This is a genomic window from Metasolibacillus sp. FSL K6-0083, assembly GCF_038630865.1.
Classification (GTDB): domain Bacteria; phylum Bacillota; class Bacilli; order Bacillales_A; family Planococcaceae; genus Metasolibacillus; species Metasolibacillus fluoroglycofenilyticus.
On the sequence record NZ_CP152046.1, the window covers coordinates 3,759,984 to 3,774,643 of the forward strand.

Below are 14,660 nucleotides of genomic sequence, written 5' to 3' on the forward strand. Positions count from 1 at the left end.
CAGATTATTCTGACATTTTAATGTGATTTTATCCAATTTCCTAATCTTTTTGCTACTCTTGTAAAAAAGAAAGAATAAGGGGGATGAAAGTTAAGATGAATGCAATTTCAATTGTTATAGGGGCAATCTGTATCTTAGTTATAGCGTATCGTCTTTATGGTTATTTCTTTACAAAAAAGGTTTTAAAAATCAATGATAACGAGCCTACGCCAGCGCATAAGCTGAATGATGGGCAAGATTATGTACCCACCAACAAATGGGTCGCTTTTGGGCACCATTTTGCGGCAATTGCGGCGGCTGGTCCGTTAGTTGGTCCCGTTTTAGCAGCACAGTTTGGTTATTTACCGGGGCTTCTATGGCTGTTAATTGGAGCGGTAATAGGGGGTGCTGTACATGATGCAGTCGTCTTATTTGCTTCGATGCGACGCGGTGGTAAATCATTATCTGAAGTAATGAAAGAGGAGCTTGGGCCTGTAGCTGGATTTTGTACAGGGCTGGCAATGTTGTTCATTATTACAATTACGATGGCCGGCTTATCAATGGTTGTACTAGGCGCACTGGAAAGAAACCCTTGGGGGACATTTGCGGTAGCCATTACGGTTCCGATTGCCATGCTTGTAGGAATTGCCTATAAGAAAACAGGCAATTTACTCATGACATCAGCAGTTGGCTTTATATTATTAATGATTGGTGTTTTCATAGGACCGAGTATTCAAGGCACTTGGCTAGGTGATTTATTAACATTAGACCGTCAAACATTAGCACTTATTTTACCGATTTATGCCTTCTTTGCGGCGGCATTGCCTGTTTGGCTATTGCTTGCACCACGTGATTATTTAAGTAGCTTTATGAAAATCGGTGTATTTATTGCATTAATTATTGGTGTTTTTATCGTTAATCCGGCAATTCAATTCCCAGCGATTATTCCTGATTTCTTAGGTGGGGGAGGTCCTGTTGTAGCAGGTCCCGTTTGGCCATTCGTATCTATTACAATAGCCTGTGGTGCTATTTCTGGCTTCCATGCCTTTGTCGGCTCAGGTACTACGCCTAAAATGATTGATAAATGGGAAGATATTCGCGTTGTTGGCTTTGGAGCGATGCTAGTAGAATGTTTAGTTGGTATTATGGCGTTAATCGCTGCGACGGCTTTACATCCTGGTGACTATTTTGCTATTAACTCTGCACCAGCAGTATTTGCAACGCTTGGTATGGATACGGTCAATTTAACGATGCTATCTGAGCAAATCGGTATGGATTTAGAAGGACGTACGGGCGGAGCTGTTACATTAGCGGTCGGCATGACGTATATTTTCACAGGTATTAAATGGTTCTCCGAGTTAACTTCATATTTCTATCAATTCGTTATTATGTTTGAGGCTGTGTTTATTTTAACAGCGATTGATGCTGGAACACGTGTGGCACGTTACTTAATACAGGATTTCTTAGGGCAAGCTTATAAGCCATTGAAGAAAACGGATTGGCTACCGGGGAATATTTTTGCTTCGGCACTGGCCTGCTTTATGTGGGGCTATCTTCTTTACTCAGGTGATATTAGCTCAGTTTGGGCATTATTCGGTGTATCGAATCAGCTGATGGCTTCTATTGGTCTAGTATGTGGTGCGACAATTATTTTGAAAATGGCAGACAAACGTATTTACGTTTTGACTTGTATGATACCATTGGCGTATTTATATGTTACCGTCAACGTAGCCGCATACTGGATGGTGAAAAATGTGTATTGGAACTCGGCAGCAGGTGGCTATAGCGTATTAAACGGTATTTTATCGATTATTATGGTGATTTTAGGATTGATTATCGTTGTGACGGCAGCGCGTAAATGGAAGGACCTATGGAACAGTCCACGCTTCGTTAAAGGCAAGGCGGTTGATGCTATATAATCGTGAACAAGCTGTGTCAAAATGATTTTGATTTTGACACGGCTTTTTGCTGTGTGAGGACTTAACATTGAAAGCCTTTCTTTAATCATGTAAACTTGATGGAGAGAATATCGGAGGGTTTACATAATGACAGTTTCAATTCCAGAATTAATTATTTCAACACTATTGTTTTTAGTGATGTTTTTCGGCATCGGCTTTTTATTAAATATGTTATTACGCATGACATGGTTGATGGCAATCGTGTATCCGGTTATCGTTGTCTTTATTATTGATGCGGATGAAATTAGCTTTTTAGATTATATTTTCAACGCTGGCACAGCTTATCCATCATTGGTTGATAAATTTTTCGCACTACAGCTAGCGGATATTATTATTTTATCAGGTGGCTTTGTCGGGGCAATTATTGCAGGGATTGTCATGATTTTATTACGCAAAAATGGCTATCGCATGTTTTAAATGCCAGCTTAAATTCAACTGTTTCCAACCTTTCAACTTCTGACAGCGGATGTCACAGATTTTGAAAGGAGTTTTCAAGCAAGCTTGAAAAAACTGAACGTAATTACACTTCGGTGTAATTGATAATGAGCTACTTACTTTTAATCAAATATCAACAAAACGCCCAAAAAGCAGTGCTCTAGCACGCTTTTTAGGCGTCTTTTTTACAGAAATTGATAAACAATGACACTCAGTATAATACCAGACAGTGCTCCAATCGCTACCTCGCTTTTTTTATGGCCGAGTAATGTTTTCAAATCTTCAATTTTTTGTTCCTCGTTTAATTCCGGCCAGCGCTTAATTTCACGAAAAAAATGTTGTAGATCATGGCGAATTTCATTTAATGCAGCGGCATGTCGTCCAGCTTGGAAACGCACGTGGCTTGCATCGTACATAACGATACCAGCAAGCATTGCTGCTACGGCAAAAATAGGTGAGTTGAAGCCTGTTTCATAGCCTACTGCGGTTGCGATACTTGCCACAGCGGCAGAGTGCGAGCTTGGCATTCCACCTGTTGATGTGAGCAAGCTCCAATTAACTTTTTTCGTCGCAAGAAAATAAATCGGGACTTTTAAAAATTGCGCCAGTAAAATAGCAAAAATACCGATTATAAGCGGGGTGTTTTGTAAAAGCTCCATCCTTCACCGTACCTCTCCAATTATCTAATATCTAAAGTATAGCATATTTACCCCGCATTAATGGGCAGTAAAAATCCTACTTCACAAGTTAAATGAAATCCAGCCTAAGGATAAGTAGGAGCCGAACTGCCCATAAAAGCCCGATTGGTTCAACTAATAATCAGCAGGAAAGCTTCCGCTGATTGAAGTTTTACTTTATAAATTTTAAAAAAGCAAATATTTCGCTATTCGAATAATTATAATATTGTATAATAGAGCTATATAGTTGAAACTGCAATCAGTAAATGCTCTTGTAGCATATGGATTGTTAGCTTTTGCTAATTAGACATTTTCAGGCAACAGTGCTTTTAGCCTGTTAATGCAAGAGAAAATAATTGGAGGATGTATGCAATGAATATCGCAAAACAATCGACAACATTAGAGCAAGTGACGACAGACGTATTAATCGTTGGTGTACAAAAGCACCGTGAGCAAATGAACAATTGGTCAGCATTACCGAGTGCTTTTGGAGACCATATTGACGAGTGGTTGAGTAGTGGGGAAATTTCATTTGAGGCGAAAGCGATTACAAAGCTACCTATCGCTGGAAAAGCAGTAAAGCATATTTTATTTGTTGGTCTTGGGGAAGGAAAAAGCTTAACAGCAGAAGTATTACGTAACGCATTTGGTTCAATTGGTAAACAATTAAAACTGTCAAAAAAGACTGCTTATACAATTTGGCTAGAGTCCTTTACAACAGAAAATATTACGGAAGAAGCAGCAGCATTTTTAGCTGGAGAGGGCATTGGCTTAGGCTTCTACAAAGTAAAACACTACAAAACAACATCAAATGAAGCAGATACATATTTAGAGGATGTTCATTTTGTAGCAGCTAGCCCAGCGGAGGAAGTTGCTGCTAACTACGAGGTAGGGCATATTTATGCGGAGGCAACAAATGAGGCACGCACGTTAGTAAATACGCCGCCAAATTTATTAACGGCGACAGACTTAGCGGATTATGCGGAGGAGCTTGGCAAGCAATACGGCTTTGAAGTAGAAATTTTAAATAAAGCGCAGATGGAAGAGCTAGGTATGGGTGCTATTTTAAGTGTTAATAAAGGGTCTGTGCAAGAGCCACGCATGATTACATTAAAGTATAAGGCAAAGGATACTTGGGAAGATGTAATTGGCTTAGTAGGAAAAGGTGTAACATATGATACAGGTGGCTATTCACTAAAGCCTCGCGAAAGCATGGTTGGTATGAAGGGCGATATGGGTGGTGCAGCTGCTGTTTTAGGCGCAATGAAAATTATCGGTGAAACACGACCGAATAAAAATGTAATGGCCGTAGTTGGGGCTACAGATAATATGGTTTCTGGTGAAGCGTTGAAGCCAGACGATGTTATTACAACATTAAGCGGAAAGACGGTAGAAGTGCTTAATACCGATGCAGAAGGTCGTCTTGTTTTAGCAGACGCAGTAACATACGCAAAGCAGCAGGGTGCTAATTATTTAATTGATGTTGCTACTTTAACAGGCGGTGTAATCGTTGCCTTAGGAAAGGATAAGACAGGCGCATTAACAAATAATGAGGCATTTTTCGAGGAGTTTATGGAAGCGACTGTAGATACGAATGAATTTGTATGGCGTTTACCGCTTACAGAAAGCGATAAAAAACGCATTCGTAACTCTGAATTAGCAGATTTAAACAACTCACCTGGTCGCGATGGCCATATGATTTTCGGTGGGGGCTTTATCGGTGAATTTGCAGAGGATACACCATGGATTCATTTAGATATTGCAGGCACTTCAGATGCTGGTGCGGCGTATGACCTTGGACCAAAGGGCGGTACAGGTGTAATGGTACGAACTTTAGCAAGCTTTATTGAGCAATTAGCTGAGGAAAAATAAAAAGCTTAGAGGTCTTTAAGGGTAGCTCTTTGCTTTACTATATTTACTACTTTAATTAAATGGGGCTGTCCAAAAAGCCGTGCATAGCATTTTGGACAGTAGCGATGATGTTTCGCAAAATGTTGATTCCTATAAACAGAGAACGCCTCTTTTAAAAATGGGATGAACATTCGCTTTAGCAGTGTACTCCTTCAGTAAAAGGGAAGCGATGAAAACCTTTATTTCAATGCGGTGGCAAAACAAAATGGACTTTTCGGACAACTCCATCCTATTTTGTCACCATTTCCTATGCTTTTGTCATATAGTAAAGCAAAGGAGGGGTTTTTCATGTTTCCGTGGTTTACTTTTGGTGCGCCTTTTTTAGGTGGCTTTCTCGGTGGATTTTTAGGTAATCAATTTTATCCTCAACGCTATCCCTATTATCCGCCATACCGACCATACCCGCCATACCCACCGTATAGACGCCCATTTTACGGACCATATTATCGATGATAGTAGGTCAAAAGTAATGATTCGCTCGTAAACAGCTAAAATTCGCTCATAACACACCGTGATTCGCTCACAAAATAAAAGTGTATGAAATCGAAGCTTCGATTTCATACACTTTTTTAGTCTTGTACGTTTTGCTCTTTTTTCATGCGTTCAATTTCAGGCTTTAAGTCGTCACGGACAGTGCCTGACCATGGTTTGACACCTGCAATATAAGAGGAGCGGCTCATAATATGTCCACCTACAGGGCCGGTCATAAAAATAAACAAAATGCCGAGTAATATGCGTGGATTGAAGTGGTCTTCAATTAACCAGAAGTGAAAAAAAACGCCGATTAACACACTCATAACACCTAATGTAGCGCTTTTTGAAGCAGCATGCGCGCGCGTATATAAATCTGGTAATCGGAATAAACCGATAGCTGCAACTGCGATAAAAATAACGCCTATCGAGATAAAGAGAACAATTAAAATATTAGCGAGAACTGTCACGTTCAATAATGTCTCCTTTCTCAATAAATTTCGAAAATGCTACTGTACCGATAAATGATAAAATCGCGAGCAATAAAATAATTTCTAAATAAAAGCTCGTCTCCACCATTATCGAAAACATTCCGATTAATGCAATAAGAGAAACCCCTATTGAGTCGAGCGCAACAACACGATCTGAAGGATTTGGTCCTTTAATTAAGCGATAAATAACTAAAATCATCGATAGCATGACAATGACAATCGAACCCCAAATAAAATAGCTCATGAACGGCTCACCTCCAAAATCGCTTTTTCAAAGGAGTTACGAATGGAATCAATCGTCTCATCCACATCCTTTGCATCAATTGCATGAATATATAAGCTTTTCGCATCGTCTGATACGTGGACAACAACGGTGCCCGGTGTTAAAGTAATTAAGCTAGATAAAAGCGTAATTTCCCATTCTTCTGTTAATGTCGTATCATATTTGAAAAATGCTGGCTGCATATCAAGATTAGGCTTTAGTACAACTCGCAGAACAGCGACATTAGCTAATATTAGCTCTTTTAAAAATAAAAACGTTAATTTAATGAAAGCCCAAACACGCTCTGTATATAGGCGCCCATTAAAGAAGCGGCGCATTAAAAGCACAGCTGCTAAACCAAGTAAGTAGCCGATAATAAAACCGCTAGCTGTAAAATTATCCCCAAGGAACATCCATAATAGGGCAAGTGAAAAATTTAATAATATTTGAAATGCCATTAAGGTTGCGCTCCTTTCATGACCGCTTCAATATAGACAGAAGGGTCTGTTAATACATGGGCAGCCGCATCCATAAATGGTGTTACCCATTCTGCTCCAACACCGTAAACAATTGAAATAACAACTAAAATCACAGTTGGATAGTACAGTTGCTTATACGTCTTTTCTTGAATTTGTACAGTTTGTCCTTCTTTACCCCAAAATGCATAAAGAAAAATGCGAATGACTGATAGTAAAACAATTAAGCTTGATGTCAAAATGAAAATGCTAGTTCCTGTATTGCCAGCAGCAAAGCCACCTTGTACAATCAATAATTTCCCAATAAAGCCACTTAAAGGTGGAATACCTGCTAAGCCAAATGCTGCAATTAAATAAAACCAGCCAAGCGAAGGATATTTTTTCATCAAGCCGCCCATTTTACGCAAATCGCTTGTGCCAGTAATATAAATAATAATACCGACAAGCATAAAGAGCGCAGCTTTAATAATCATATCGTGGATTAAATAAAACATCGCACCCTCTAATCCATCAAAATTCATTTGTGCAGCACCAAATAAAATGACACCAACTGCGATGACGATATTATAAATAATAATTTGCTTTACATCGAAATGTGCCAAAGCACCGATACAGCCTGCAATAATTGTTAATACTGCAAAAATCAATAGCAATTGATGTGTAAAGGAAATATCATGAACGAAAAACAGCGTATATGTACGCATAATTGCATAAACCCCAACCTTTGTTAATAGCGCACCAAACAATGCCAAAACAGGAATTGGTGGCGCAGCATAGGAGCTAGGTAGCCAGAAGTAAAGTGGGAAAATGGCTGCTTTTAAGCCAAATACCACTAAAAATAGCACTGCAATTGTTGTAATAATACCAGGTTGATTAATTTCTGCAATTTTCACTGAAATATCGGCCATGCTTAATGTACCAACAACAGAGTACAAATAAGCTACAGTAATAACAAACAAGGCGGAGGAAATAATATTTACTAAAAGATATTGAATTGACTCACGTAATTGCTTCTTCTCTCCACCAAGCACAATAAGCAAATAAGAGGACATTAATAATACCTCAAAAAATACAAACATATTAAAAATATCACCTGTTGTAAAAGCGCCATTGACACCAGTTAAAATAAACATAATACCTGGATAGTAAAAGAAATGCTCACGCTCTTTACCGATAGAGCCGAAGCTATACCAAATAAGGAAAAATGCTAGCAATAAAGAGGTAAAAACGAGCAATGTTGATACACCATCAGCAACCATTGTAATACCGTAGGGTACAGGCCAATTACCGAAAGTGACAGACTGAATGCCCTCGCGTTGCACTTGTAACATAACTAAAAAGGCGCAGATTGTTGCGGCAGCTAACGAAATTAATGAAATGCTACGCTGCATAAAAATATTCTTCTGGAAGAAAATCAGAATCATTCCAGTGAAGAATGTAATTAATATAGGAAAGAGAAGGAAGTTAATCATCTATGCCACTCCCTTTCATTGCCGTTGTATCGTCCGTTTGAAGCTCCTGATATGCACGATAGGCAAGCACTAAAATAAATGCTGTTACCCCAAAAGCAATTACGATTGCCGTTAAAATAAGAGCTTGTGGGATTGGGTCAGCAAAATCTGTGACACCTTCAGCCAAAACAGGGGGAGCAGTACCACCAAGACCACCCATTGTTAAAATAAGCAAATGAGCCCCGTGGCTAAGCAAGCCTGTCCCAATAATAATGCGCAGCAAGCTACGCGATAAAATTAAATAAATGGCAGCCATAAATAAAAAGCCACATACAAATGCCATGACAATCTCCATTATTCATCCTCCCCAATCGTTTGAATAATGGTCATCGTTACACCGACAACAACCAAAAATACACCTAAATCAAATAATGCGGCTGTATGTAAAGAGGTTTTACCAAACAGCGGCAAATCGAAATAATCGAAAAAATGCGTAAAAAACGGTTTGCCAACGAATATTGGAAATGCAGCTGTAGCTAAAGCTAAAATGAGCCCAGTTGCTGTCATATACATATAGTTAATTGGCAAGATTTTACGCACCGTTTTTAAATCGAACGCAATGACTAGCAGTACGATGGCGCTGGACGTTAATAGACCGCCGACGAACCCACCGCCTGGTGTATAGTGCCCTGCAAAGAAAATATGGATAGAGAAGAAGAAAATAATGAAAAAGACGATTTTTGCTGTAAACTGCAAAATAAGGTCATTCGTTTTAAGTTTATTCGCTTTCATTTGTTTTCTCCTTTCTGCTTAAACGCAATTTGATCATTGCATAAATGCCCATACCTGCAATACCAAGCACTGTAATTTCAAACAATGTATCGAAGCCACGGTAATCTACTAAAATGACGTTGACGATATTTCCACCGCCTGCCAAAGAATAGACAGTGTCCTTATAATACTGATTAATAGAGTCTACTAGCTTTTGTGAATGTGCAGATAAAGCGACAAGTGTGACCATTGCACCAATTCCGATAGAAACTGCTAAACGTCTAAAGCGGAAAGGTGTATATTCTTGGACTTTACCTAAACGTGGTAAATGATAAAAGACAAGTAAAAATAGCGCAACTGAAATCGTTTCAATAACAAGCTGTGTTAATGCTAAGTCTGGCGCATTGAACATAACGAAAAACAGTGCAACTGTATAGCCAACAGCTCCTAATCCAACAATTGCCGTAATACGTGACCTCGCAATTAAAGTGGTCAATGTACCTAACACGAGCACGATAATTAGTATTAATTGATATAATTCGATTGGTGCAGCACCTTCAAAGGATATTTTGAATGCATCTTTATAAAATAAAGTACCTATAACGATGAAGCAAATTGCTGCAAACATATACATCAAATAATGGCGCATAGAGCCATGCATAACACGCTTTGATACATTCACCATTGTGCGATTTAAAACGCCATCCATCACAAAATCATAAAATGTATTTAATGAAAGCTTCGCAGGCTGGATACGGTACAGTTTCTGCCATTTTCCGAGCGTTGTAAAAAGAAGTGCACCAACAATGACAATGCAAACTGTTAGCCATAATTCAGGTGCTGTAAAGCCGTGCCATGCCTTCACTGTAATATCAATACCTGCTGGCGTAAATTGTAAAAATGGGTCTTGATATAAAAATGGTTGAATCGCAAAAACAGCGGGCTTAATAAATACCTCACCGATTAAATTTGGAATAAAGAAAATAATAACAACGAGTGCTGCTAAAATCATCGGTGCTACAAGCATGCCAATTGGTGCTTCATGCGGTTTTTGTGGTAGCTCCGAAGCTTGTAATTTTCCTGTAAACGTTTTAAAAACAAAATAAAAGCTATAGACAAATGTAAAAATACTTGCAATTACTGCTATCACAAGAAGCAAAATGCCCCAAGTACTGAATTCGAATAATTCAAAATCTTTAAGCGTGAGCATAGCTGTTAAAAACATCTCTTTACTTAAAAAGCCATTAAACGGTGGCAAACCTGCCATAGATAAACTACTAATTAAAGCAACAGTAAAGCTTAATGGCATAATGCTCATTAATCCGCCAAGCTTTCGTATATCACGCGTCCCAGTTTCATGGTCAACAATACCAGCAATCATAAATAAGCTACCTTTAAATGTTGCATGGTTGATTAAATGGAAAATTGCTGCAAATGCTGCATATTTAAACACTGTATTTGCTGCATCCTCTACATGAAAGGCGATGGCACTAGCCCCTAATAAAGCCATAATTAAGCCTAGTTGACTAACCGTTGAAAAGGCTAATATGCCTTTTAAATCCGTCTGCTTTACTGCAAATAATGAGCCCCAGAAAAGGGTTAGTAAACCGATGCCTGTTACAAGCCAAATCCAAACTTCTGATGCGGCGAAAATCGGTGTAAAGCGTGCTACTAAGTAGATTCCTGCCTTTACCATTGTGGCAGAGTGTAAATAAGCACTTACGGGTGTTGGCGCCTCCATAGCATCTGGTAGCCAAATATAAAATGGGAACTGTGCTGATTTTGTAAAGGCTCCAAATAAAATAAGCACAAGTGCTAGAACAAAATAAGATTCGTTGACAAGCTGTGGTGCCTGAGCAACAAGCTCGCGAATAGAATAAGTACCGCCCATTAAAGCTAAAAGCACAAAGCCCCCGAGCATTAGTAAACCGCCTGCTACTGTAATCATCATTGATTTTAAAGCACCAAAACGTGATTTATCACGCTGGAACCAATAAGCGATTAATAAAAATGAAGAAATCGATGTTAGCTCCCAAAATAAGTACAAAGTAATCATATGATCAGACTGTACAACACCAAGCATAGCTGTCATAAACATTAATAAATAAATATAAAAATTATGTAGCTGCTCCTTCGTTTTGTCTAAATAAAAAATTGAATATAGTACAACGAGTGCACCAATTCCTGTTATTAATAAAGAAAATAATAAGCTAAGTCCATCTAAATACGAGATGAAGGAAATGTTTAAAGATGGAATCCAATTAAAAGAAGCAAGAACATCATTTCCATTCATTACCCGGGAAATAAATGTTGCATAATAGCCAACAAGTAGAATTGGCACAATAAGTACAAACCAACCTGTATGTATAGTTCGAACATTACGGAATAAAAACGGAATAAAGATGGCAGCTAATAAAGGAATAAAAATCGCTAAAACTTGCATCTATCAAAATCCTCCTTTCATAACGGTGTAAAAATGCTAACAAAATTCATTATAACTGATTTTTCATGCAATTGCATGCGCTCTAGGGTATTTATCCTCTTGCAGTCTGACCTATTTGTTCGCTATTATAAATAGGAAAGAATAACGAAATTTGAGGGTAAAAAATTTTTATGAAAAATCCATATTTGTACGGTTATTTACCGTTGTTCACCATTTTATTATTTAGTTTGACATTCGGTATTTTTACCGTCACACAATCGATTGAGTTTTTTAAAGTGATTGGCGTCTATACTGGAATGCGTGAATTTTTATCCGATTTAGAGCTGCGTATGTTTTTGTTAATTGTTTTTGCACTTATTTTTTTTATGATGTTTTCCGCTTTTAAGCTAATCGGTGAAACAATTCATGAGTTAGGGATGTTGTTTTTTTCCAGTGATAAAGCTGGAGAAATGATGAATGCAGCACGTGGAGGCTATGTTATTTTCTTTTTCGGTGCATTGTTATCCGCATTCGGTATACAATCCTTCGTCATATTACTCGTCATCTTTTTGCTGACAATTTTCATATACTTCATTTATACGGTATATAAGATGAGTAATTTTATGTCCATTGGTGGGATGATTGGTTTAATATTCTTTGAAATTATAGTTTGGGCATTATTTATTGTTTTAATCTTTTATGTTGTCATGAAGCTTTACAATGGTGTGTTAGCAAGTTTGCCATTTGCGAATTAAAGGGAAGGGGCAGGTGTGTTGATTCGCCTTCCCCCCTCTATCAACAAGAAAGTGCCTAATAAAAAGCGTTTCCCTACCAAACACACACTACTTACATAATCAATACACCTATAGTTATAAATTTTTTAGTCAGCCTTTGTTTCATAAAGAATACCTAACAATTCGTTGATTTCCGTTCGGAGGAGCGCTTCAACTAACGCCTACTAAATAGCAATAAAAAAGTCGATTTTCCACAATATACGGTGTAAATCGACTTCCTCATGCCACTCTATTTTACTTAGGGGAAACATTGCTAGCCTCCATGTTTCTTTCATTTTCAAAGGAAGCCCTCGCTATTTCCATGAGCAAATATTTTATCCTGCATTAACGGGCAGGAAAACCTCCCACTGATTGAAGTTCACTTTATCAAAGCACTAGCAAAAGCGTGAAAAATGCCGGCAATTGCACGGCTCTTTTCACGCTCAACTTCAGTCGACAATCGCATTGAAAATGGCAAAATGGATTTGGTAGCGTTCGAGTGCCTCCATGGAGCGGGGCGTGTCGTAGCCAATCCAAACAGCAGCTGTTTCTGTATCTGTTAAGCCAGCTAGCCAAAAATCTTTAAAATCATTGGTTGTACCTGTTTTTGCTCCGATATAATTTGTTGTTGTGTAAAGTCCAATTCCTGTTCCGTTTGTGACAACTTCTGTTAACATTTGGCGCATGTAACGCACAGTCTTTGGCGACCAGATAACGGTGCGCTCAGTCGGCCATTTATAAAGAACATTACCCTCTGTGTCCGTTATTTTGCGAATGGCATGGACTTGAGAATAAGAGCCATCGATAAAGCTTGTATAAGCATCCGCCATTTCAAGTGCTGTGACACCGTATGTTAATCCACCCAGTGCTGCAGCATATGTTTTGTCCTTCGAATCGAGAGAGCGGAAATGAAATTTATCTAAATAATGAAAGGCTGCATCGATACCAATTGTATTATAAAGACGCAATGCACTCGTATTGTAGCTGTAACGAAAAGCTGTTGATAACGACACTTGACCATAAAGCCCTCCACCATAATTTTGCGGACAAAACGTACCAATACAATATGCTCCGCCGCTTACAGTAGAGCTAGGTGCGTAATCTGTTATTTCGAAATACGGTGCGTAAACGATTAACGGTTTAAAAGCAGAACCCGGCTGACGTGGTGCTTGGTAGGCACGATGTAAATCAAACTTTTTGTAATTTTTGCCGCCATAAATGCTTGTAATTTCTCGTGTGGCATTATCAATGCTAATGGCGCTCGCTTGTAGCTCTGGTATTGATAGGATGTTATTAATCGCATGCTCATCAGCTAGTTGCTTCGTAGGATTGAGCGCAGTATGTACAACAGCACCTTGCTGAAGCAGTGCTTGCACTTTATCCTGTAACTGTGTTTGTAGCAGCTGTTTTTCCTGTTCTGTCGTCGCATTGGCTATTAAAATATCTAATCCTTCGTTTTGAGCGATGAGCCATTTCAATTCTTGCAAGACGTATGTACTATATGCGGGATATGCCTGAATTTTTTGCTTAACATTTAGCTGAATTGGTAAGCTTTTTTGCGTTTCCGCTTCTGCATTTGTAATTATATGATGCTCAGCTAATGTTTGAAGTAAACGTTCCTGCCGTGCCTTTGTTTGCTCGAAATTTTTTAATGGGTCGTATAGTGACGGATTATTGGGAATAGCAGAAATAAAGGCAATTTCCGCTAATGAAAGTTCATTTAGTGGTTTGCCAAAATAATAAGTGGCTGCACTAGCGATGCCATATACTTGATTGCTAAAATAAATTTCGTTTAAATACATATTTAAAATTTCTTTTTTACTATAACGTTTTTCGAGCTCATAAGAATAAAATATTTCCATTAATTTTCGTTCGTATGTTTTTTCCTCAGATAGATAGCGCATTCTCACGAGTTGCTGTGTAATCGTACTACCGCCTTGTTGAACAGATTGTTCATTCGTATTAATAACAAATGCACGAACAATCGCACTTAAATCAAAGCCGATATGCTCGTAAAAATCACTATCCTCACTAGCGATGAAAATATCCTTGACGATTTGAGGGATATTTTCAAGCGGCATTGGCTGCCGCCATTCTACATATTCCTCACTATATACATTATTATCCTTATCTAATAATGTAATAGGTAGGGCAGAAGTGATAGTCGGTAATTCGATAGATTGCTTCATTTGATTTTCAAACGCTTTTGCTGCTTCAATTTCCTGAAATATTTCGCCGCTTAAATAAAACAAAAGAGGAAAGCAGCTAAGAATAATAAGAAAGCCAAAAAAATTTTTCATAAATGATGCCTCCGATAATGACTTATCATAGCAGGTGTGTTTATTAGCCTTTATTTTAGAAAGCCTAGCAATTAGTTGATTTCCGTTGCGGGGGACGGCTTCAACTAATTTATTTCGGCATTCGCCGAAATAAATGGATTTTCAGCTCAAGGTCCGCAGGATGTTGGTCATGGAGGCGTTGCCGCAGGACGCGGCGGTTTTAGCCTCCCTACACTTTATCACGATGGAGTCGCCCCCACTACAATCAACGAGCGTATGCCTAATAAAAAGCATTTCCGCCTAT

14 protein-coding genes are annotated in these 14,660 nt (G+C 38.5%); 5 read left to right on the top strand and 9 right to left on the bottom strand.

Features of this window, described 5'->3' with window-relative positions; all coding sequences use genetic code 11:
- Nucleotides 1–95 precede the first annotated feature (95 nt).
- The gene (locus MHB51_RS17575; protein WP_342473228.1) at nt 96–1,898 is read left to right on the top strand and encodes a carbon starvation protein A; all 1,803 of its coding nucleotides are present in this window, start codon (nt 96–98) and stop codon (nt 1,896–1,898) included.
- A gap of 126 nt (nt 1,899–2,024) precedes the next feature.
- On the top strand, nt 2,025–2,354 hold the full coding sequence (locus MHB51_RS17580; RefSeq protein WP_066166473.1) for a YuiB family protein: 330 nt from the start codon (nt 2,025–2,027) through the stop codon (nt 2,352–2,354).
- Nucleotides 2,355–2,557: 203 nt separating this feature from the next.
- On the opposite strand, the gene MHB51_RS17585 is transcribed toward MHB51_RS17580, so the two are convergent.
- On the bottom strand, nt 2,558–3,031 hold the full coding sequence (locus tag MHB51_RS17585; protein ID WP_082799023.1) for a divergent PAP2 family protein: 474 nt from the start codon (nt 3,029–3,031) through the stop codon (nt 2,558–2,560).
- A gap of 390 nt (nt 3,032–3,421) precedes the next feature.
- Here MHB51_RS17585 and MHB51_RS17590 point away from each other — a divergent pair, with 390 nt between their 5' ends.
- Together MHB51_RS17590 and MHB51_RS17595 are read left to right on the top strand one after the other, a co-directional pair.
- Nucleotides 3,422–4,921 carry a leucyl aminopeptidase gene (locus MHB51_RS17590; protein WP_342558709.1) on the top strand — a complete coding sequence of 500 codons (1,500 nt, stop codon included), beginning with the start codon at nt 3,422–3,424 and terminating at the stop codon, nt 4,919–4,921.
- Between the two features lie 288 nt (nt 4,922–5,209).
- Nucleotides 5,210–5,413, top strand: a complete 204-nt coding sequence (locus MHB51_RS17595; RefSeq protein WP_066167421.1) for a hypothetical protein — start codon at nt 5,210–5,212, stop codon at nt 5,411–5,413.
- A 116-nt stretch (nt 5,414–5,529) separates the two neighbouring features.
- Here MHB51_RS17595 and mnhG read toward each other — a convergent pair whose 3' ends face one another.
- The 7 genes from mnhG to MHB51_RS17630 are packed head-to-tail and all read right to left on the bottom strand — an operon-like array spanning nt 5,530 to nt 11,325.
- The gene (mnhG, locus tag MHB51_RS17600; protein ID WP_066166467.1) at nt 5,530–5,901 is read right to left on the bottom strand and encodes a monovalent cation/H(+) antiporter subunit G; all 372 of its coding nucleotides are present in this window, start codon (nt 5,899–5,901) and stop codon (nt 5,530–5,532) included.
- A complete protein-coding gene (locus tag MHB51_RS17605) occupies nt 5,885–6,166 on the bottom strand; it encodes a Na(+)/H(+) antiporter subunit F1 (protein ID WP_066166464.1) in 282 nt (93 codons plus the stop codon). The genes mnhG and MHB51_RS17605 overlap by 17 nt, the downstream gene beginning before the upstream one ends.
- Nucleotides 6,163–6,642 carry a Na+/H+ antiporter subunit E gene (locus tag MHB51_RS17610; RefSeq protein WP_066166461.1) on the bottom strand — a complete coding sequence of 160 codons (480 nt, stop codon included), beginning with the start codon at nt 6,640–6,642 and terminating at the stop codon, nt 6,163–6,165. The genes MHB51_RS17605 and MHB51_RS17610 overlap by 4 nt, the downstream gene beginning before the upstream one ends.
- On the bottom strand, nt 6,642–8,132 hold the full coding sequence (locus MHB51_RS17615; RefSeq protein ID WP_342558710.1) for a Na+/H+ antiporter subunit D: 1,491 nt from the start codon (nt 8,130–8,132) through the stop codon (nt 6,642–6,644). Before MHB51_RS17615 ends, MHB51_RS17610 begins: the two co-directional genes overlap by 1 nt.
- Nucleotides 8,125–8,466, bottom strand: a complete 342-nt coding sequence (locus MHB51_RS17620; RefSeq protein WP_066166452.1) for a Na(+)/H(+) antiporter subunit C — start codon at nt 8,464–8,466, stop codon at nt 8,125–8,127. Before MHB51_RS17620 ends, MHB51_RS17615 begins: the two co-directional genes overlap by 8 nt.
- Nucleotides 8,466–8,903: a Na(+)/H(+) antiporter subunit B gene (locus MHB51_RS17625; protein ID WP_066166449.1), complete on the bottom strand. Its 438-nt coding sequence runs from the start codon at nt 8,901–8,903 to the stop codon at nt 8,466–8,468. Before MHB51_RS17625 ends, MHB51_RS17620 begins: the two co-directional genes overlap by 1 nt.
- Entirely contained in the window at nt 8,890–11,325 is a 2,436-nt protein-coding gene (locus MHB51_RS17630; protein ID WP_107943125.1) for a Na+/H+ antiporter subunit A, read from the bottom strand. Before MHB51_RS17630 ends, MHB51_RS17625 begins: the two co-directional genes overlap by 14 nt.
- Before the next feature lie 170 nt (nt 11,326–11,495).
- On the opposite strand from MHB51_RS17630, the gene MHB51_RS17635 reads away from it, so the two are divergent.
- On the top strand, nt 11,496–12,059 hold the full coding sequence (locus tag MHB51_RS17635) for a DUF5366 family protein (protein WP_107943124.1): 564 nt from the start codon (nt 11,496–11,498) through the stop codon (nt 12,057–12,059).
- A 467-nt stretch (nt 12,060–12,526) separates the two neighbouring features.
- Here MHB51_RS17635 and MHB51_RS17640 read toward each other — a convergent pair whose 3' ends face one another.
- Nucleotides 12,527–14,377: a transglycosylase domain-containing protein gene (locus MHB51_RS17640; protein WP_342558711.1), complete on the bottom strand. Its 1,851-nt coding sequence runs from the start codon at nt 14,375–14,377 to the stop codon at nt 12,527–12,529.
- Nucleotides 14,378–14,660: the final 283 nt, after the last annotated feature.